This window comes from Paraburkholderia fungorum, from assembly GCF_900099835.1.
Lineage (GTDB): Bacteria > Pseudomonadota > Gammaproteobacteria > Burkholderiales > Burkholderiaceae > Paraburkholderia > Paraburkholderia fungorum_A.
This window is the reverse complement of the sequence record NZ_FNKP01000001.1, coordinates 855,999-876,109: the sequence shown is the minus strand read 5'-3', so window position 1 is coordinate 876,109 and position 20,111 is coordinate 855,999. Positions and strand designations below refer to the sequence as shown.

The following is a 20,111-nucleotide window of genomic DNA, read 5'->3' as shown; positions in this document are numbered from 1 at the left end:
GTATCGCCGCCAGCACTCCGGCGGCCTCTCGTTCCCGCTTTTTTCAGCCCACAACCCGCGCCGGCATCGCCCCTCGCAGCGCATTGCAGAGCATCAGCGCTTCGGCATTCCGTAAATCGGCGCGTGTCAGCACGCGTTCAGCCGCCTGCAAGCCGTCGGCATCCTCATCCAGCAGCACGCTGCGCATCACGCCGGGCAACACGCCCGACGCGAGCGGCGGCGTCCACCAGCGCCCGTCCAGCTTCACAAACACGTTCGACCGACCGCCTTCGGTCAACTCGCCTCGTTCGTTGAAGAAGAGCGTATCGAATGCGCCTTTAGCTTCGGCCTCGCGCCAGCCCCGATCGTATTCGGCGCGGCGAGTGGTTTTGTGAAGCAGCAGTGGATCGCCGGCTTGCGTTGCGTGGAAATCCTGTTCGTTTGCGAGCAGAACGCCGATCGGTGCATCCGCTGACGCCGTTAGTGGCGACAATTCGGCGGCGGTGATCTGAAGCGTGCCGTTCTTGCTCAGCGCGAGCCGCATCCGGTGCGCGGCTTGCGACGGCAACGCCGCGCACTTCGCCGCGATTTGCGCGCGAAGAGTGACTTCGTCGGCGAGTTTGAAGCCTAGCGCCGAGGCGCTCGACGACAGCCGCTTCAGATGTCGCGACAGATGGCGTACGCCCTCTTCCCGCGTCGCGTACATCGTTTCGAACAGATCGAAGCCAGGCTCCGCGCCGATCAGGAAGCTCGCTTTCAATTGACACTCCGCATATTCATCGGCGGCCACGCTGTCGAGAACGATGCCCGCGCCGACACCCATCGTGCCTCGCAGCGCGCCGGTTTGTGGACTACGGCTTAACGTCAAAGTGCGGATCGCGACCGACAGGCAGAAATCGCCGCACGCCGCATCCTGTCCCGCCGATGGCGCCACCGCGTCGAGCCACCCGATTGCGCCGGTGTAAAGACTGCGCGGCGTGCTCTCCAGTTCGTCGATCAGTTGCATCGTTCGATACTTCGGTGCACCAGTGATCGAGCCGCAAGGAAACAGCGCTCTAAGGATTCCGGCGAAGGAGGTGTCAGGTAGCAGTACGGCATCGACGGTCGACGTCATCTGCCAGACCGACGCATACGGTTCCACCGAAAACAGCGCCGGCACCTTGACCGAGCCCGTCTGCGCAACCCGCGACAGATCGTTGCGCAACAGGTCGACGATCATCACGTTTTCAGCGCGGTTCTTTGGATCGTTCGCGAGAAACTCCGCCGCGCGCCGATCTTCGACGGGATCGGCCGAGCGCGATGCGGTGCCTTTCATTGGCCGCGCGCGCAGCTTTGCGCCCTGCTTTTCAATGAAAAGCTCCGGCGAACACGACACCACCCAGTTATCGCCCGGTAACGCGATAAGCGCGCCGAACGGCACCGGCTGCCGCGCCCTCAATCGCCGATAAAGCGCGATTGGCGAGCCAAACACGTCGAAATCGAGCCGATACGTGTAGTTGACCTGATACGAATCGCCCGCCCGCAAAGCCACGTGAATCGCGTCGATTGCCGCGCCGAACTGCGCGCGATCGACGCTCGCGCGCACGTTCGCCGTGCCCGCTACCGACGGCTCGGCCGCTGCGCCATCGAGCGCCGCAAGCCACGTATCGACCTCTTCACGCGACTGCTTTTCACATCGTTCGAACAATAAAAAACGCAGCGTGGCATCACCACGCTGCGTTTTCGAAGACCGAAGCCGCTCCAGATCGAGCAGGGTCCGGCCAAACTCATAGTCGGCCAGCACGACGGCGTGCAAACCATGCCGGGTATCGGCCGCCACGGTCTCACACACGCTGTCGAGTTGCGCGGCGTCCGCGCAAACCCGTTCGTGCACAAAACCCGTGTACAGACGACTCGACCGGCGCGCCGCCGTCGCGTCGCAATCGTCGAGCAGCGCGAAAACTGCGCCGCACTCATCTGCCGTCATGCTTACCGCCAAACTTCAAACCGCCATTAATCGAAGAAGCTCTTCACCCGATCGAACCAGCTCTTGCTCTGCGGGCTATGCCGCGAGCCGCCTTCCACCAGCGCTTTCTCGAACTGTTGCAGCAATTCGCGCTGCGACTCGGTGAGCTTGACCGGCGTTTCGACCTGAACGTGAACGTACAGATCGCCGGCAATGCTCGAACGCAGCCCCTTGATACCCTTGCCACGCAGGCGGAACGTCTTGCCCGACTGCGTACCTTCCGGCACCGTGAAGCTCGCGCGGCCCGCGAGAGTCGGCACTTCGATTTCGCCGCCGAGCGCCGCAGTGGTGAACGGAATCGGCATCTGGCAATGCAGGTCGTCGCCGTCGCGCTCGAAGACCGAGTGCTGCTTGATATGAATCTCGACGTACAGGTCGCCCGACGGACCGCCGTTGATACCCGGCTCGCCGTTACCGGCCGAACGGATACGCATGCCGTCGTCGATACCTGCGGGGATCTTCACTTCCAGCGTCTTGGTTTCCTTCACCTTGCCTGCGCCATGGCAATGGCCGCACGGGTCGGGGATGTAGGTACCGGTGCCGTGGCACTTCGGGCAAGTCTGCTGGATGCTGAAAAAGCCTTGCGACATGCGCACCTGGCCCGCGCCGCTACAGGTCGGGCAGGTTTCGGGCTTGGTGCCGGGCTTCGCACCCGAACCGTGGCAGATTTCGCACGACACCCAGCTCGGCACGCGAATTTGCGTGTCGTAGCCGTGAGCGGCCTGTTCCAGCGTGATTTCCATGCTGTAGCGCAGATCGGCGCCGCGATACACCTGCGGGCCCGCGCGTCCACCACCGCCCCGTGCTGCACCGCCGGCCGCCTGGCCGAAGATGTCGCCGAAAATATCACCGAACGCATCGGCAAAACCGCCGAAGCCCTGCGCGCCACCCGCACCCATGTTCGGATCGACGCCCGCGTGACCGTACTGGTCGTACGCGGCACGCTTTTGCGAGTCCGACAGCATTTCATAGGCTTCCTTCGCCTCTTTGAAATGCTCTTCCGCATCCTTGTTGCCCGGATTGCGGTCGGGGTGGTGCTTCATCGCCATCTTGCGATAAGCCTTCTTGATTTCGTCGTCGCTCGCGTTCTTTGCGACGCCCAGAACCTCGTAGTAATCCCGTTTCGCCATATCGGTTCAACGCCACTCGCGCAATGCGACGCGGTGGCTCCTCTTGAATGCTGGAGTCTTACGACTCGTCCGGCCGCCGTTTTTCGCCGCTTTGACCCGGCTCGAAACAACGCCCTCCATAAAACAAATGTGCCCGGAGAGCCCCAAAAGGCTCGCCAGGCGAGATAACCGCTCTTGCACGTTGCGTGTTGCCCTGGTGGGGCGCTGCTTGTGCAGCCGGGCCGCACACGTTGCCGTGTGCGGCTTTACGGTCTGAATGCGACCTGGCTTTAGTCCTTCTTCACTTCCTTGAAGTCGGCGTCGACCACGTCGTCCTGCTGCTGGCTTGCGCCACCAGCCGACACGCCCGGACCTGCCGCGCCCGCTGCCGCTGCTTCGGCGCCTTGCGCTGCCTGCATGTCGGCGTACATCTTCTCGCCCATCTTCTGCGAGGCGGTTGCCACGACTTCGATCTTCGCTTCGATCGCCGCCTTGTCAGCCGAACCGCTCTTCAGCGTTTCTTCGAGGTCCTTCAGCGCGGTTTCGATCGCTTCCTTCTCGGCGGCTTCCAGCTTGTCGCCGTATTCCGTGAGCGCCTTCTTCGTGCTGTGGACCAGCGCGTCGCCCTGGTTGCGGGCATCGGCCAGTTCACGCAGCTTGTGATCTTCTTCAGCGTTCGCTTCGGCGTCCTTCACCATCTTCTCGATTTCGGCTTCGGACAGACCCGAGTTTGCCTTGATCGTGATGCGGTTTTCCTTGCCGGTCGCCTTGTCTTTCGCGCCGACGTGCAAGATGCCGTTCGCGTCGATGTCGAAGCTCACTTCGATCTGCGGCGTGCCGCGCGGTGCCGGCGGAATGCCTTCGAGGTTGAACTCGCCGAGCAGCTTGTTGCCTGCTGCCATTTCGCGTTCGCCCTGGAACACCTTGATCGTCACGGCGCCCTGGTTGTCGTCAGCCGTCGAATAGACCTGTGCGTGCTTGGTCGGGATCGTGGTGTTCTTGTTGATCATCTTCGTCATCACGCCGCCGAGAGTTTCAATGCCGAGCGACAGCGGGGTCACGTCGAGCAGCAGAACGTCCTTGCGGTCGCCCGACAGAACCTGACCCTGGATCGCTGCGCCAACGGCCACGGCTTCGTCCGGGTTCACGTCACGGCGCGGATCCTTACCGAAGAATTCCTTAACCTTTTCCTGCACCTTCGGCATGCGGGTCATACCGCCGACCAGAATCACATCGTCGATTTCGCCGACCTTCACGCCTGCGTCCTTGATAGCAACGCGGCACGGCTCGATGGTGCGTTCGATGAGTTCTTCAACCAGCGCTTCCAGCTTGGCGCGCGTGATTTTCAGGTTCAAGTGCTTCGGACCCGACGCGTCTGCGGTGATGTACGGCAGATTGATTTCGGTCTGCTGGCTCGACGACAGCTCGATCTTTGCCTTTTCAGCCGATTCCTTCAGGCGTTGCAATGCGAGCACGTCCTTCGACAGATCGACGCCCTGCTCTTTCTTGAATTCGCCAATGATGTAATCGATGATGCGCTGGTCGAAGTCTTCACCGCCCAGGAACGTATCGCCGTTCGTGGAGAGCACTTCGAACTGCATTTCACCGTCGACGTCGGCGATTTCGATGATCGATACGTCGAACGTACCGCCGCCCAGGTCATACACCGCGATCTTGCGGTCGCCCTTTTCAGCTTTGTCCAGGCCGAAGGCCAGCGCAGCTGCGGTCGGTTCGTTGATGATGCGCTTGACTTCCAGACCGGCGATGCGGCCTGCGTCCTTGGTTGCCTGACGCTGGCTGTCGTTGAAGTACGCGGGAACCGTAATCACAGCTTCGGTGACCGGCTCGCCGAGGTAATCTTCAGCGGTCTTCTTCATCTTGCGCAGCGTTTCCGCCGAGATTTGCGGCGGTGCCAGCTTCTGATCGCGCACTTCGATCCATGCGTCGCCGTTGTCGGCCTTCATGATCTTGTACGGCATCAGAGCGATGTCTTTCTGCACTTCTTTTTCTTCGAAGCGGCGGCCGATCAGGCGTTTGACCGCGTACAGCGTGTTCTTCGGGTTCGTGACCGACTGACGCTTCGCCGGTGCGCCGACGAGAATTTCGCCGTCTTCCATGTAAGCGATGATCGACGGCGTGGTGCGTGCACCTTCCGAATTCTCGATGACCTTGACCGAGTTGCCTTCCATGATCGCCACGCACGAGTTGGTCGTGCCGAGGTCGATACCGATGATTTTGCCCATTTTTACTGTTCTCCTGACTTTGATCGCTGCGGGAATCGCCCTGTTTGCCCATCTGGCGGCAAGGCGATCCGCTCTGAATTCCTACCTGCACTCAACATAAGTGCGTCCGCATCGTTTTCAAGACCTCTTTTACGATGCGGTCTTTAATTTTTTTCAATCGGTCGAACTTTTGCCCGAATCCGCGCTATCGGCATGGATGCTGCCTGCGGCGTCGATGCCCTGAATCTTTTCCCGCGCGGCCGCTACCGCTGCCTGAAACTGCCCAAGACCGTGCCAGCCGGTTGCCCGGCCAAGCCGCTTGCCGCGATAAAAGAAGAACCACGTGGGGACGCCGTGAAGCATGAAGCGCCGGCCCAGTTCGCGGTGCTCGTAGACATTGCTGTGAAACCACCTGAGGCCGAGCGCACGAATCGCGTCCGGTTGTGCCAGCATGGCTTTCTTGGCGATCTCGCAATTGAAGCAGTCGAGACCCCAGAAAAACACCACGGCCAGATCATCCCCGGCTCCTGCAAGGGCAGCGTCGAACGAGTCGGCACTGAGTTCCTGCATGTCGAAGGCGGCGAACGCGGTGGCGTCGACGGGAATATTGGCCATGGCTGCACCTGCCGGGCGAGATTTGCTGCAGAAGCGTCTACAGGACGCTACGTGCTTACTTCGGCGCCGCGACGGTGACGAGTGCCGGACGCAGCACGCGGTCGGCAATCACAAAGCCTTTTTGCAGCACGGCCACGACAGTGTTCGGCTCCTGATCGGCCGGCACCATCGAAATAGCCTGGTGGCGATGCGGGTCGAACTTCTCGCCGACCGGATTCAGGGCGACGACGCGGCCCTTTTCCAGCGCGCCGCTCAATTGGCGCAGCGTAAGTTCGACGCCTTCGCGCACTTTCTGCAGATCGTCGGACGAGTGAGCGACCGCGGCTTCGAGGCTGTCGACCACCGGCAGCAGATGCTCGGCGAAACTCTCGATCGCGAATTTATGGGCCTTGGCGACGTCTTCCTGAGCACGGCGGCGCACGTTTTCGGTCTCCGCCTTCGCGCGCAGGAAGCTTTCCTGCAATTCGGCGATCTTCGCCTGAGCTTCGGCCAGCGCGATCTGCTCAGCGCTTTCCGGCGCCGGCTCACCGGCGTTAGCAGCCGCGTCCTGCTGGGATGCCGCAGCCTCCGCGGCCTGGCGCGTGGTTTCGTCGGCGGGCGTGGGATTCGGGCTCGTCGGGTTCTCTTGCGTGTTTTCCATGTCGCTGAAAGTCGTTAAAAAGTAAAAGCCAACAGTGGCGGCGATACGTGAACATAGTGCGATTTGTGCGTTGCAAAATCGCGACACATCGTCCGACGTACATTCGCATAACGAAACGGCAGATGGGGCCGGAAAGACCCATTTCAAGCGGGTCTGCCCGCTCTTTTCACACTAGCGGGATTCAGTCGAAATCCGCCGTTACAACCATTATTGCGGCGCAATCAGATAGAGATTGAGGGAAGCCGGCAAGTGACCTATGCTCCATTAAAGCATCGGAAAAGACACGTTAACCCTAATCTGACGTCTACCTTACCGGCTCTTTGCGTTTATTGAATTTCCACCTGATTCGCCCGTTTCAATAAAGAATCTTCCCAAGGGGGCACCGTGAAACTGACCTTTGCAATCGGGGTGGTCGCATTGGTTCTGATTGCGGGCACCACCACAATCTGCATGTCCGGGGCGGTCAACGATCACACCACGGAATACGGCGGTGTGCACGCGACCATCGAGCAGTTGTTCAATCCCCACCAGAAAATCTGTCGATAGTGCGCCGGTCGCGCTTGGTCGGCCGGCCGTGCAAAGCGGCGGCCGGTTCGCGATACGTCTTGCGCCGCTCCTGCTCCACCTGCCGTTTTACCTTGCTCTCTTCGGTCTCAGCGTAAAGCGTTTGCGCGACGCTAGCAGGACCACGCACATCGCACACTCCCAGCACTTCCACCTGCCACACAATCCGCTCGATTTCGATCTCGACCAGGTCGCCGACCCGCACGTCCTTCGCCGGTTTGACGCTGGCGCCGCCGATCCGCACATGACCTTTGTCGACCGCGTCCGCCGCGAGCGAACGAGTCTTGAAAAAGCGCGCAGCCCAAAGCCATTTGTCTATGCGTAGCTTCGCGCCCGCTTCCGTAGATATCTGGTAGTTCATCAGCTTGCTCCACTGCCGCTGGTGTGCGGCACAGGCACCGTCTGCACCGGCCAGCCCTGCAGATTCTGCGCGACGATTTCACCAAGCGCGGCGATCCACGGCTGTGATGCGTTCACGCAGGCAATCCGGTGAAACTCCTTGCCGCCCGCGTGCAGAAACTCGTCGCGCACTTCCATGCCGATTTCTTCAATCGTTTCAAGACAGTCGGCGGTGAAACCCGGGCAAAAAACGTCGGCGCGTCGCACACCTGCCGCGCCCAACTCCTTAAGCGTAGGCGCCGTGTACGGCTGCAGCCATTCGGCTTTGCCGAAACGCGACTGGAAGGTGATACGGCATTCCACCGGCGTCAGTTCGAGCGCCTGCATCAGCAACGCGCCAGTCTGCTGACATTGTTCATGGTAGGGGTCGCCCAGATCGAGCGTGCGCTTGGGCACGCCGTGAAAACTCAGCACCAGCTTGTCGCCTGCCGCAAAGTCGGGCCGGCCATGCTGATGCCAATATTGATGCACCTGCGCAGCCAACGCGGCAATGTACGCGGGATGATCGGCGTACTGGCGCACCGTGCGGACTTCCGGCTGATTGCGCATGCGCTTCATCGCCGAGAAGGCGTCGTCGAAAGCCGTGGCCGTGGTCGACGATGAATATTGCGGATACATCGGCATCAGCAGCACGCGCTCGACGCCCGCCAGCTTCAACTGGTTCAGCATTGCGGGGATGCCCGGTGTGCCGTAGCGCATCGCGTAGTCGACCAGCACGGTGTAGTCGTTCAAGTGCAGCAGGTGGCGCAAACCCTCCACCTGCTTTTCCGTGTAGACACGCAGCGGCGAGCCTTCCGGCATCCAGACTGCCGCGTATTTCTTCGCCGAGCTGCGGCTGCGGAACGGCAAAATCAGCATCCGGAGGATGATCTGCCAGAGCAGCGCGGGGATCTCGACCACCCTTGGATCAGACAGGAACTGCGCGAGATAGCGTCGGACCGCGCGCGGCGTCGGCGCGTCGGGCGTGCCGAGATTGATCAGCAGCACGGCGACACGATGTGACGTGGCGTTCTGTGAGGGCCGCTCGAGGTCGAAGCGCATAGGCAGCAGGGGTCACCGCTTGAGGCGGCGAGTCGGATTCAGGAGAGATTCATTATAGCGGCGCGGTTCGTGCCCGCCGCCCCAGGCACCCCTGGCTATTCGGCCGATTGGCAAGCGGCGCCGGCTCGCGCATTATTTGCGGCACGGCTTCGGGCCTCGGGTTGGAACCGCGATGGTTACTGCTGGCTGAGCGTCAGCGAGAGCAACCGCGCGGTGATGTCGACAATCGGAATCACGCGGTTGTAGGCCATGCGAGTCGGCCCGATCACGCCGAGCGTGCCGACGATCTTGCCGTTCACTTCGTACGGCGCGGTGACCACGCTCATTTCTTCGATCGGCACGAGATTCGACTCGCCGCCGATGAAAATCTGCACGCCCGCCGCGTGACTCGACACGTCGAGTAACTGAAGGAGACTGGTTTTTTGATCGAACACATCGAACAGCTTGCGCAGTCGCGCCATGTCAGACGAAAGATCGGCGACTTCGAGCAGATTGCGCTCGCCGGAAATCAGCACGGTCTCGCCGGTGTCGGCCTCGTCGGTGCTCGCGGTGACGGCGGCGTGCATCAGCGTGGTCATGTCGCCGCGCAGCTCGTCGATTTCTTCACGCAGACGGCGGCGCACATCGTCGAACGACAGGCCCGCGAAATGTGCGTTGATGTAATTGGAGGCCTCGACCAGTTGCGACGGCGAAAAGTCGCGCTGGGTGGCCATAATGCGGTTCTGCACGTCGCCCTCGGGCGTCACGATGATCAACAGAATGCGTTTGTCGGACAAACGCATGAATTCGATCTGCTTGAACACGTGGCTGCGGCGAGGCGTCAGCACCACGCCGGCGAACTGGGACAGGTTGGACAGCACGCTGGCCGCCGCCGCGACAATCTTTTGCGGCTCGCCAGCCTGCAGCGTGGTTTTGACGGTGCGCATCACGGCTTCTTCGTCGGCCGCGGATTCGACCGTCAGCATGGTGTCGACAAAGAGACGATAGCCACGCGGCGTGGGAATGCGGCCTGCGGAAGTGTGCGGGCTGATCACGAGCCCCAGGTCCTCGAGATCGGACATCACGTTGCGGATCGTGGCCGGGCTCAGTTCGAGGCCCGAATAACGTGACAACGTGCGCGAGCCGACCGGCTGACCTTCGGCGATGTAGCGCTCAATCAGCGTTTTTAGGAGGGTTTGTGCGCGAGGATCTAGCATGAGGGAAAATTTTAGCTCAATGACGCGACGACGGCGAGCGCCAACCGCGCCCACTCCTGACGAATATGCAGGCTGTTGCCGGCGTGCATGTCATCAAGGCTTCACCATTCTAACGATAATCGCGAGATGCGCTGACAGCCCGTGCGAGCCGGCTCGCTACCGCGTCTGTCAGCGGTTCTTTTCAGGCCCTACCTATGGTGTAATGCCGGCATGCAAGTGACCAGCCAGTTCAAGACCGTCGCGCTCGTCGGGCGCAACAATACGCCGGGCATCGGTGAGCCGCTGACCGCGCTCGCCTCGTGCATCGCAAAGCGCGGCTTCGAAGTCGTATTCGAAGCCGACACCGCGGCCGAAATCGGCATCACCGACTATCCGGCGCTCCGCCCTGCCGAAATCGGCGCGCGCGCCGACGTGGCCGTGGTGCTGGGCGGCGACGGCACGATGCTCGGCATCGGCCGCCAGCTCGCGCCGTACCGCACGCCGCTCATCGGCATCAACCACGGGCGGCTGGGCTTCATTACAGACATCCCGATCTCCGACATGCGCGAGATCGTGCCGCAAATGCTGGCCGGCAAATTCGAGCGCGAAGAACGTGTGCTGCTCGAAGCGCGAATCATGCGCGACGGCACGCCGATCTATCACGCGCTGGCCTTCAACGACGTCGTGGTCAACCGCAGCGGCTTCTCCGGTATGGCGGAACTGCATGTGTCGGTGGACGGCCGCTTCATGTACAACCAGCGCTCGGACGGCCTGATCGTCGCCACGCCGACCGGCTCGACCGCTTACGCGCTGTCGTCGCAAGGGCCGATTCTGCATCCGCAATTGCAGGGCATCGTGCTGGTGCCGATCGCGCCGCATGCGCTGTCGAACCGCCCCATCGTGCTGCCGGACGACTCGAAGGTCAGCATCCAGATCGTGTCCGGGCGTGAAGTGAACGTCAATTTCGACATGCAGTCGTTCACGTCGCTCGAATTGGGCGACACGATCGAGGTGCGCCGCTCACGCCATACGGTGCCCATGCTTCATCCGGTCGGCTATAGCCACTACGCCACGCTGCGCAAAAAGCTGCACTGGAACGAATACCCGTCGCACGAAGAAGACACCAAGCCCTGAGCGGCGAAGCAACGCTGGACACCAACGCCATCGTAGTCGCCGCTGCCGGAACCTGAATTTCAAGCTCATCAGACGACCTCCATGCTTCGCCACCTCTCGATACGCGACTTCGTCATCGTCGCCGCGCTCGATCTCGAATTCGACGGCGGCTTTACTGTTTTCTCCGGCGAAACCGGCGCCGGCAAGTCGATCCTGATCGACGCGCTGGCACTCGCGCTCGGTGCACGCGCCGACGCGAACGTCGTGCGCACCGGCGAGACCCGCGCCGACATCACGGCCGAATTCGAAACCCATGCTCAGGTCGAGCAATGGCTCGACGAACAGGCACTCGGGCCGGCCGCCGACGACGGCCATCACGGTGGCACCGTCATGTTGCGGCGCGTAATCGATGCGAACGGCCGCTCGCGGGCTTTCATCAACGGAACGGCGGCGACGCTCGCGCAGTTGCGCGAAGTCGGCGAAATGCTGGTGGACATTCACGGCCAGCATGCGCACCAGTTGCTAATGCGCCCGGACGCGCAACGCGAACTGTTCGACACGCACGCCGGGCTTTCCGACACCGCCGCGACCGTTACGCGGGCGTGGCGCATGTGGCGCGAGAAGGTGCAGGCGGTCGAGCACGCAAAGACCCGCGACCGCGAGTTGCAACTGGAACGCGAACGGCTCGCCTGGCAGCTCACCGAACTGGACAAACTCTCGCCGCAGCCGGGCGAATGGGAAGAGGTCAACGCTGAGCATCGGCGGCTGTCGCATTCGGCGAATCTGATCGATGGCGTGCAAGGGGCGCTCGGCGCGCTGTCGGAATCGGACGAGGCGATGATCACGCATCTGGCCTCGATCGTGTCGAAGGTGCGCGATCTTGCGGAAATCGATCCGGCATTGAACGACGTGCTGGCCGCGCTCGAACCCGCTGAAATCCAGTTGCAGGAAGCCGCGTATTCGCTGAGTCATTACGCGCAGCGGCTCGAACTCGATCCGGACCGGCTCGCGCAGGTCGACAAACGCCTTGATGCATTGCACTCGGCGGCACGCAAGTTCCGCCTTCAGCCGGAAACGCTGCCCGAAGAACATCAGGCTCGCCGCGCGCAACTGGCCGCGCTCGACGCCGCGGCAGATCTCGACAGCCTGCACGCAGCAGAAGCCAAGGCTAAAGAAGCCTTCCTGACCGAAGCCAGGAAACTGTCGAAGGCACGAGCCAAAGCGGGCAACGCGCTAGGCGCGGCGGTCACCACCGGCATGCAGGAACTGTCGATGAAAGGCGGCAGCTTCGAAGTCGCGCTGGTGCCGCTGCCCGAAGGCGGCGCGCACGGGTTGGAGCAGGTCGAGTTCCGCGTCGCCGGTCATGCGGGGGTGCCGCTGCGGCCGTTGGCAAAGGTTGCGTCGGGCGGCGAACTGGCGCGGATCAGCCTCGCGCTTGCGGTCATTGCCAGCGCGGCAAGCCCGACACCCACGCTGATTTTCGACGAAGTGGATACCGGCATCGGCGGCGGCGTCGCCGAAGTGGTGGGACGGTTGTTGCATCAGCTTGGGCAAGCGCGCCAGGTGTTGTGCGTGACCCACCTGCCGCAAGTAGCCGCGCGCGGCGACCATCATTTTCAGGTCGCGAAAGCGGGTAATGGCAAGGGCGGTACGGTGAGCAGCGTGATTTCGCTCGACAAGGCGAGCCGCGTCGAAGAAGTCGCGCGGATGCTGGGCGGTCTGGAAATCACCGCGACCACGCGCAAGCACGCGAAGGAAATGCTGGCGGCTTAGCTAGTGGACAGCCTGAGCGCCCCGCAGCCTGCGTGAGCGATTGCACGAGTTAGAACCAGCACGAGACCGGGACAGCATATGAAGTCCCGGTCTGTCTCTAGAGTGGAAAGGCAACACGCCAGCCGAGATTCGTAGCCGCCCTCCGCGCATCACGTCTCACGAAAAATCCGTCGCAAAGGCCCGGCCACCGCCCAATCAGCAGGCAGCACCTCCTCACCCAAACACCCGCCTCCACAACCCCAGCACCACCTCACGCTCGGTCGTCACCAACCCGGGATCGACCCGCGCCTTCTCCATCCCGTCCAGCCGCAGCTTGTGCTGCAACTTGCGATACGTCCGATACGCGGCGCCCACCGTCTCCGCCTCCGCCTCGCTCATCAGCCCGAAGCGCGACACCTCGCGCAGCAACGCGATATTCCCGGTATTGCGGATCAGCTCGGGATCGCTCGCCGCATGCAGCAACACCCAGTACTGCACGGTGAATTCGATATCCACCATGCCGCCGCGATCGTGCTTCAGATCGAACAGGCCAGGCGTATGGTTCGGATGCCCCGCCTCGACCCGCGCGCGCATCTCCACGATCTCCTTGGCGAGCGGCTCGGCCTCGCGCGGCGTGGTCAGCACCCGTTCGCGGATCGCCTCGAATTTCGCGCCGATGTCGACATCGCCGGCACAGAAGCGCGCGCGGCTCAGCGCCTGGTGCTCCCACACCCACGCGGTGTTGGCGGCATCGCCCTCGCGCAACTGGTAGCGGCGGAACGCGTCCAGATCGGTGACGAGCAGCCCCGACTCGCCGTTCGGCCGCAACCGCAAGTCGACATCGAACAGGGTGCCCGCGCCGGTCGCCATGGTCAGCCATGTGATCAGGCGACGGGCGTAAGTGGCGTAGACATCGGCGGCGACATCGTCGGGATCGTCGTACAGGAAGATCACGTCGAGATCGGACGCATAGCCCAGTTCCTTGCCGCCCAGCTTGCCGTACGCAATCACCGCGAAGCGCGGCACCTCGCGATGGCGCTTCGGCAACTGTTTCCAGACCGCTTCGAGCGTCACGTCGAGCACGGCGTCGGCGAGCTCGGACAGCCGGTCGCTCACATGCTCGACGCTCAGCTTGCCCGCAAGGTCGATTAGCAGAATGCGGAACACCTCGGCCTGGTGAGCGTGGCGCAGCAGGTCCATCTGCTGTTCGACGCCGTCGGCGGCCGCGAGGCGCAAGCGCAGCGTACGCTTGAATTCGGGCCAGTCGAACGGGCTGTTGATCGCCTCTTCATCGAGCAGTTCATCGAGCAATTGCGGATGGCGGATCAGATAACCCGCCGCCCAGCGCGAGCCGCCCAGCACCGACAGCACCTGATGCAGCGCCTGCGGATACTCGGTCAGCAGCGCCAGATAAGCGCCGCGCCGGCTGACCGCTTCGAGCAGATCGAAAAACCGCATGATCGTATTGCCGCGCCGCGCCTCCGGCTCCAGCGTGCGCGCGGCTTCCAGCGCCCGTTGCGCGACGATGTCGAAGCGTTGCCGGCTCCGCTCGGCAAGCCCCGTGTAACGCGACGACTGCCAGACCGCACGCAGCCGCGACAGCAAATCGCCTGGCTCGGCTACACCCAGTTCGACGAGGCGCGCGCGCAATGCTTCGTCGGCGCTGTCGTCGGCGAGCGCGCTGCTCCAGACCCACGCGGCCGCGCCGTCTTCCGGCGCGCCGCAGCCGTCGCGGCCGCTCACCTTGTCGGCGAAAATCTGGTCGAACTGCTGCTCGACGAATTCGCGATGCGCGTCGAGCCGGGTCATCAAGGTCACGTAGTCGCAACCCATCGCTTGCGCCAGCGCAATGCGCTCGTCGGGATCGACCGGCATCGCGTGCGTCTGAGCGTCGTTACGGTATTGCAGACGATGTTCGAGTTCGCGCAGGAACCGGTAAGCCTGCGACAGCTTCACGCACACCGACGGGTCCAGCAGCCCATGCGTGGCTGCGTGCCGCAACACGGCGAGCGTCGGACGCACGCGGAAACCCGCATCCTGGCCGCCGCGAATCAGTTGAAAAACCTGCGCGCTGAATTCGATTTCGCGGATACCACCGCGCCCGAGCTTGATGTCGTCGGCCTTGTCGGGACGCATCGACGCGCGGCGCTGCGCTTCCTGGCGGATCTGCAGATGCAGCGCGCGAATCGCGCTGATCACGCCGAAGTCGAGATAACGGCGGTAGACGAACGGCGTGACGATCGCGTCGAGTTGTTTCTGCAAGCGTTGCGCGGCAGGACTCGCGCCTTCGGACACCAGCCGCCCCTTGATCCACGCATAACGCTCCCATTCGCGGCCCTGCACGTAGAAATATTCTTCGAGCATGCCGAGACTGCACACCAGCGGCCCCGAATCGCCGTTCGGCCGCAGACGCATATCGACGCGGAACACGTAACCATCGGCGGTGACTTCGGCGAGCGCGCCGATGAGCCGCTTACCGAGTCGCGTAAAAAAGTCCTGCGTGGCGATCGGCGAGCGCTGGCCGCCGGCCGTCTCGCCGTCTTCTTCATAGACGAAGATCAGATCGATATCCGACGACACGTTCAACTCGCGCCCGCCCAGCTTGCCCATGCCCACCACGCCGAGCGCGAGCCGCTCGCCTTGCGGTCCGCGCGGCTCGCCGTAAAGCGCTTCGAGTTCCGCCGACAACACCGCGAGCGAGCGCTGGATCGTCGTCTCCGCGAGATCGGTCATCGCGCCGGTGACTTCGGCGATGTCGGCTTCGCCCGCCAGGTCGCGCTCCATCACCGCGCAGAACACTTCGGTGCGCAACTGGCGCAACGCCCGTTTGAGCGCGTCCTCGCTCAATGGCGTACCAGCCGCGCCCGCCGCTTCCGTACACAACGCATCGAAACGCGCGTCGATACGCTCGCGGCTCAATGGCGCCGACGCCAGCGCCGTGACATGCGCAACGAGTTGCGGACGGGCTGCCACAGCACGCGCGGCGTAGTGGGAATAGCTGGAACTCAGGAGAGTGGCGTCGGTCATCAGGGGTCGGGCTCGCTCGTTGCTTGTTAGCGTTATTCAGTTCGCTGTAACACGACGGAAAGTTGACGGCTCTGCAAGCGGCGACGCGGCATGCAGACAGGGTTTGCCGGAAGTCCGCCGACGCTTTCTCGTGTGTTACATTTCGTCGTTAATTCGCAAAACTACCATACGCCCACCCGCCGCAGCATGTCCGAGCGAAACGAATCCGCCGACCCGCACGTAACCGGGCAGGTCCGGCCTGTGAGCGGAAGCGACCACATCGTGCTGCGTCGGATTTTTCGCGTGGCACTGGCGCTCGCGCTGGTCCTCTACTTTATTGCAACGGGGCTGTTCCTCGGCTTGCGCTATGTCGTGCTGCCGCGCGTCGATTCGTTCCGGCCGCGCATCGAGGCAGCAGTTTCCGAAAAGCTGCGCACGCAATTCACTATCGGCAAGCTCGCGCCTTACTGGAGCGGATTTCAGCCGGGGCTCGACGTTACCAACCTGGTGATTCGCGATCACGAAGGGCGGCCCGCGCTGACCATCCCGCACGCCACCGCCACGCTGTCGTGGAAGTCGCTGTGGCAGTTTCATCCGGCGTTGTCGAGCCTGATCGTCGATCAGCCGGACGTGCTGGTGTCGCGCAGCAGCGACGGCGTGATGTCGGTGGCGGGCGTGCCGGTGCCGACCCGGCATAGCGGCAACGACACCTTGTCCACCTGGCTGTTGCGTCAGCAGGCCATCGTGCTGCGCGGCGGCGTACTGCGCTGGCGCGATGCGCAGCACGACGCGCCCGAACTCGCGCTGCGCGACATCCGCATTGCGATTCTCAACGACGGCTACGACCACCGGCTCGCGCTGCAGGCGCCGCCGGACGGCCAGGTGCTGCACGGTCCGATCGATTTCCGCACGAACTTCCGGCACGCGCCGCTCTCCGCGATCGGCAAGCCGGTCAACTGGACCGGGCAGGCGTATGTCTCGACCGGTCCCGTCGATCTGCCGACCCTCGCGCGTTACGTCAACTTCCCGATCGAGACCTACGCGGGGCGCATCGGCAACGCTATCTGGATTGATTTCTCCGATGGCCGCATGAAGGCGGCGAGCGGGCAACTCACCGGCATGGACGTGGCGCTGCGCGTTCGTCCGACGCAACCGAAGCTGCTGCTGCCCGTCGCTCACTTCTCGTGGCGCGTCGAAGCCGATGGCGACGACTATCAGTTGCAACTAAAAAATCTGCGCGCCGAACTCGGCCAGCCGCCGCTCGACGACGGCACTCCGCTCACCCGCACGCTCGCGTTCGCGACGCTGAACGGGCGTTACCGGATGGCCTCGCAGCAGCACGGACAACTGCTCAGCGTCAGCGGCGATCGCGTCGATCTGGGCATTCTCGCGGAATTCAGCCGCGCGCTGCCGTTGCCTAAACCCCTGCTGAACAGCCTCGTGCGCTTCAATCCACGCGGACTCGTTGCCAACTATGTGATCGAAGTGGAACGCGGCAAGCCGGAGTCCGGCGAGGCGGGCAGCGATCATCGGCCGACCGGCGCGGAGCCGATCGAGCGCTATCGTTTCAAGGGCGATCTGCAAGGCATCAGCGTGGCCGCCCAGGAGCCACCGCCCGGGTTGACGCCGCTGAATCACCCGCGCGCGGGCATCCCCGGGATCGAAAATCTGTGGGGCAGCGTCGATGCCGACGAAAACCACGGCACCGCGATTCTCGACACCTCCAACGTGGCCATCACGCTGCCGGGCGTATTCGACGATCCGCGCCTGAAGCTCGACCGTCTGCATGGCCGCGCCGACTGGACCATGGGTACCAAAGCGCCGGGCGAAAACCGTCCGGCGTTCACGGTGAAGCTGGCCGACTTCGGCGTGTCGAACGCGGACGTCGCGGCCACTGCCTCCGCCGACTACAGCAATCCGGGCCACGGACGCGGCTCGCTCGACCTCAAAGCCGACTTCCAGCGCGCGCAGGTCACGCGCATTTACCGCTATCTGCCGACCAGCATCAGCGAGAAGCTGCGTATCTATCTGAGCCACGGCCTGCAGGCCGGCATGTCGCATGGCGCGACGATCGAAATACACGGCGACCTGACCAAGTTCCCGTACGCGCGCGACCCCAGCGCCGGGATTTTCCGCGTCTATGCGCCGTTCAAAGGCGGCAAGTTCGACCCGTCGCCCTACCCGCCGCGCAACATGCGCAACGGCACGCCGAACGTGTGGCCGCCGCTCGACGACATCGACGGCGTGTTCGAACTCAAGCAGAACGTGATGCGCTTCGATATCGACCGTGGACGTTACAAGCGGGTCGCGCTCACCGGCGTCAACGGCAAGATCGACGACCTGGGCACCAAGGCGTCGAACCTCATCATCCAGGGCAACGGGCGCGGGCCGCTCGCCGACATGCTCGATTACGTGAACGACAGCTCGCTCGGCATCATGGCCAAACACCAGACCGAGAAGATTCGCGCCGAGGGACCGGCGTCGCTCGCGCTGAAACTGACCATTCCGCGTACGCCGAAACCGCACATCGGCGTGGAAGGCGCGGTGGGCTTCCTGAACAACCGGCTGAGCGTAGACAACGTGCCGCCGCTATCGCAACTGAACGGCCGCGTGAAGTTCACCGAGCATACGGCGGAGGTCGACCGGCTCTCCGGGCAGTTCCTCGGCGGCGACGTGCACGCGAACGGCGGCTTCCGGCAGAACGGCACGTACGCGCTGAACCTGAACGGCCATATCGCCGTCGATGCCGCACGCGGCCTCAATCTGCATGGCCCCGCTGCGCAGGTGCTGATGCGCATGAGCGGCAGCGCGCCGTACGCGTTGAACGTGCGCGGCGCGAAAGGGCAGTTGCCGGAAGTGACGGCGAATTCCGACCTCACCGGCCTCGGGCTCGACTTCCCCGCGCCGTTCGACAAACCGCTCGGCACGGCCATGCCGCTGCACTTCGCGGTCAACCCGTCGCCGGCTCCCGGCGAAGCGGGTCTGGAACGCGCCGACCTGACCTTCGGGCCGATCGCCGCGACCTATGTGCTGCGCTATCAGCCGAAAGCCGCGCCGACAGTCGTGCGCGGCGCGATCGGCGTTAATAAGCCAGCGGATCTGCCGTCGCAAGGGGTAGTCGCCAATATCGACATACCCGAGTTTGACGCCGACGCATGGCGCGCGCTCGTCACGCAGATGCGCAACCGCGACACCCCCGCCACCGCGCCCGTCACGTCCGCTACCGCCACCGCGCCCGCTACCGCCGCTACGCCGAACCCGGCCGTCGCGCAATTTCTGCCCAGCCGCTTCGCGCTGCACATCGACACGCTGACGCTGCTCAAACGCCACTGGGACAACGTGATCGTCGGCGCGTCGCATGCGGATCGCCAGTGGCAGGCGAACATCGCGTCGAACCAGGTGTCCGGCCATGTGTCGTGGCTACCGGGCGCGACCCGCGAGTCGCCCGGCGAGTTGCAGGCGCGCTTTGCCCGCGTGGTGATTCCATCGGTGGCCGACAAGGATCTGCTCGGCCCGGCGATGTCGGCGCCCGCGCAGAACATGCCGTCGATCGATCTGATCGTGAACGAGCTGATCGTGCGCGACCGCAACATCGGCAAGCTCGAAGTCAACGCGCACAATTTCACCGAAGACGGCGTGCCGGTCTGGCAACTCGACAAGCTCGACGTCACCAACGCCGCCGCGAAGCTGACCGCGACCGCGAACTGGCGCACCTCGACCGGCGCGGACAATTCCGCCGACGAAGCCGCCCAGCGCCGCACGGTGTTCGATTTCAAGCTCGATATCAAGGACGCGGGCGCGTTGCTCGAACAGTTCGGCAAGCCGCGCACGATCAAGGCCGGCGAAGGTTCGCTGGCCGGCCGCATGGTATGGCGCGGCGGCCCGACCGCGATCGACTATCCGACGCTCAACGGCAATCTCGCCGTCGATCTGCGTCACGGCCAGATCCTGAAGATCGATCAAGGTGTGGCTACGCTGCTGGGCGTGCTGAGTCTGCAAAGCCTGGCGCGCGTCGTCACGCTCGATTTCCGCGACGTGATCGGCGAAGGTCTGCCGTTCAAGCAGGTGAGCGGCACCGCGCAGATTCACGACGGCATCGGCCGCACGGACAACTTCAAACTGGTGACCGCCCCGGCGCGCGCCGAGATGAAGGGATCGATCGATCTCGCGCAGGAAACCCAGGATCTGCATGTGCATCTCGTCCCTACTGTCAGCGCTGGGGCGGGCGTAATCGCCGCGACGGTGATCAATCCGCTGTTCGGGCTGGGTGCGCTGGTGGCCGATCTGGCGCTGTCGCACTCGGTGTCGCACATGTTCGCGCGCGACTATGCGATCACCGGTTCGTGGGCGAAGCCGCACGTCGAGCGGGTGAAGAGCGATCGCGGTAAGATGGACGCTCCCGCTTCGACCGTGGAAGCGAACTGAACTTTATCTGGCCCTTTGCCTGCGCGTCGGGCCGGTCTCAAAAAGTCGGTACGGCCCCAGCGGTCC

The 20,111-nt window shown here is 63.4% G+C and carries 13 protein-coding genes; 4 read left to right on the top strand and 9 right to left on the bottom strand.

The features are described 5' to 3' along the window. Window positions 1-43 precede the first annotated feature (43 nt). From pabB to grpE, 5 genes are all read right to left on the bottom strand, one after another. Window positions 44-1,945 carry an aminodeoxychorismate synthase component I gene (gene pabB, locus BLS41_RS03935; protein ID WP_074763099.1) on the bottom strand — a complete coding sequence of 634 codons (1,902 nt, stop codon included), beginning with the start codon at window positions 1,943-1,945 and terminating at the stop codon, window positions 44-46. A 26-nt stretch (window positions 1,946-1,971) separates the two neighbouring features. Continuing rightward, window positions 1,972-3,114: a molecular chaperone DnaJ gene (gene dnaJ, locus BLS41_RS03930; protein WP_074763098.1), complete on the bottom strand. Its 1,143-nt coding sequence runs from the start codon at window positions 3,112-3,114 to the stop codon at window positions 1,972-1,974. A 269-nt stretch (window positions 3,115-3,383) separates the two neighbouring features. Beyond that, a complete protein-coding gene (gene dnaK / locus BLS41_RS03925; protein WP_074763097.1) occupies window positions 3,384-5,336 on the bottom strand; it encodes a molecular chaperone DnaK in 1,953 nt (650 codons plus the stop codon). A gap of 153 nt (window positions 5,337-5,489) precedes the next feature. Then, complete coding sequence (locus BLS41_RS03920) at window positions 5,490-5,930, bottom strand: thioredoxin family protein (RefSeq protein WP_074763096.1); 441 nt, start codon at window positions 5,928-5,930, stop codon at window positions 5,490-5,492. A gap of 55 nt (window positions 5,931-5,985) precedes the next feature. Beyond that, the gene (gene grpE, locus BLS41_RS03915) at window positions 5,986-6,570 is read right to left on the bottom strand and encodes a nucleotide exchange factor GrpE (RefSeq protein WP_074763095.1); all 585 of its coding nucleotides are present in this window, start codon (window positions 6,568-6,570) and stop codon (window positions 5,986-5,988) included. A 384-nt stretch (window positions 6,571-6,954) separates the two neighbouring features. Between grpE and BLS41_RS38890 the strand changes: the two genes are divergently transcribed. Continuing rightward, window positions 6,955-7,116 carry a hypothetical protein gene (locus BLS41_RS38890; protein ID WP_171910191.1) on the top strand — a complete coding sequence of 54 codons (162 nt, stop codon included), beginning with the start codon at window positions 6,955-6,957 and terminating at the stop codon, window positions 7,114-7,116. Here the strand turns inward: BLS41_RS38890 and BLS41_RS03910 are convergent. The 3 genes from BLS41_RS03910 to hrcA form a co-directional block, all read right to left on the bottom strand. Then, window positions 7,088-7,495: an RNA-binding S4 domain-containing protein gene (locus BLS41_RS03910; RefSeq protein ID WP_074763094.1), complete on the bottom strand. Its 408-nt coding sequence runs from the start codon at window positions 7,493-7,495 to the stop codon at window positions 7,088-7,090. The genes BLS41_RS38890 and BLS41_RS03910 overlap by 29 nt on opposite strands. Then, entirely contained in the window at window positions 7,495-8,574 is a 1,080-nt protein-coding gene (gene hemH / locus BLS41_RS03905) for a ferrochelatase (protein WP_074763093.1), read from the bottom strand. The genes BLS41_RS03910 and hemH overlap by 1 nt, the downstream gene beginning before the upstream one ends. A gap of 176 nt (window positions 8,575-8,750) precedes the next feature. Beyond that, window positions 8,751-9,770 (bottom strand): heat-inducible transcriptional repressor HrcA, encoded by a 1,020-nt coding sequence (hrcA, locus tag BLS41_RS03900; RefSeq protein ID WP_011486855.1) that lies wholly within the window; start codon window positions 9,768-9,770, stop codon window positions 8,751-8,753. A 210-nt stretch (window positions 9,771-9,980) separates the two neighbouring features. Between hrcA and BLS41_RS03895 the strand changes: the two genes are divergently transcribed. Next, a complete protein-coding gene (locus BLS41_RS03895) occupies window positions 9,981-10,883 on the top strand; it encodes an NAD kinase (protein WP_074763092.1) in 903 nt (300 codons plus the stop codon). Between the two features lie 81 nt (window positions 10,884-10,964). Then, window positions 10,965-12,635, top strand: a complete 1,671-nt coding sequence (gene recN, locus BLS41_RS03890; RefSeq protein WP_074763091.1) for a DNA repair protein RecN — start codon at window positions 10,965-10,967, stop codon at window positions 12,633-12,635. Between the two features lie 213 nt (window positions 12,636-12,848). Here recN and glnE read toward each other — a convergent pair whose 3' ends face one another. Then, window positions 12,849-15,641 (bottom strand): bifunctional [glutamate--ammonia ligase]-adenylyl-L-tyrosine phosphorylase/[glutamate--ammonia-ligase] adenylyltransferase, encoded by a 2,793-nt coding sequence (gene glnE, locus BLS41_RS03885; RefSeq protein WP_074763090.1) that lies wholly within the window; start codon window positions 15,639-15,641, stop codon window positions 12,849-12,851. A 186-nt stretch (window positions 15,642-15,827) separates the two neighbouring features. Between glnE and BLS41_RS03880 the strand changes: the two genes are divergently transcribed. Then, window positions 15,828-20,045 (top strand): YhdP family protein, encoded by a 4,218-nt coding sequence (locus tag BLS41_RS03880; RefSeq protein ID WP_074763089.1) that lies wholly within the window; start codon window positions 15,828-15,830, stop codon window positions 20,043-20,045. Window positions 20,046-20,111 lie beyond the last annotated feature (66 nt).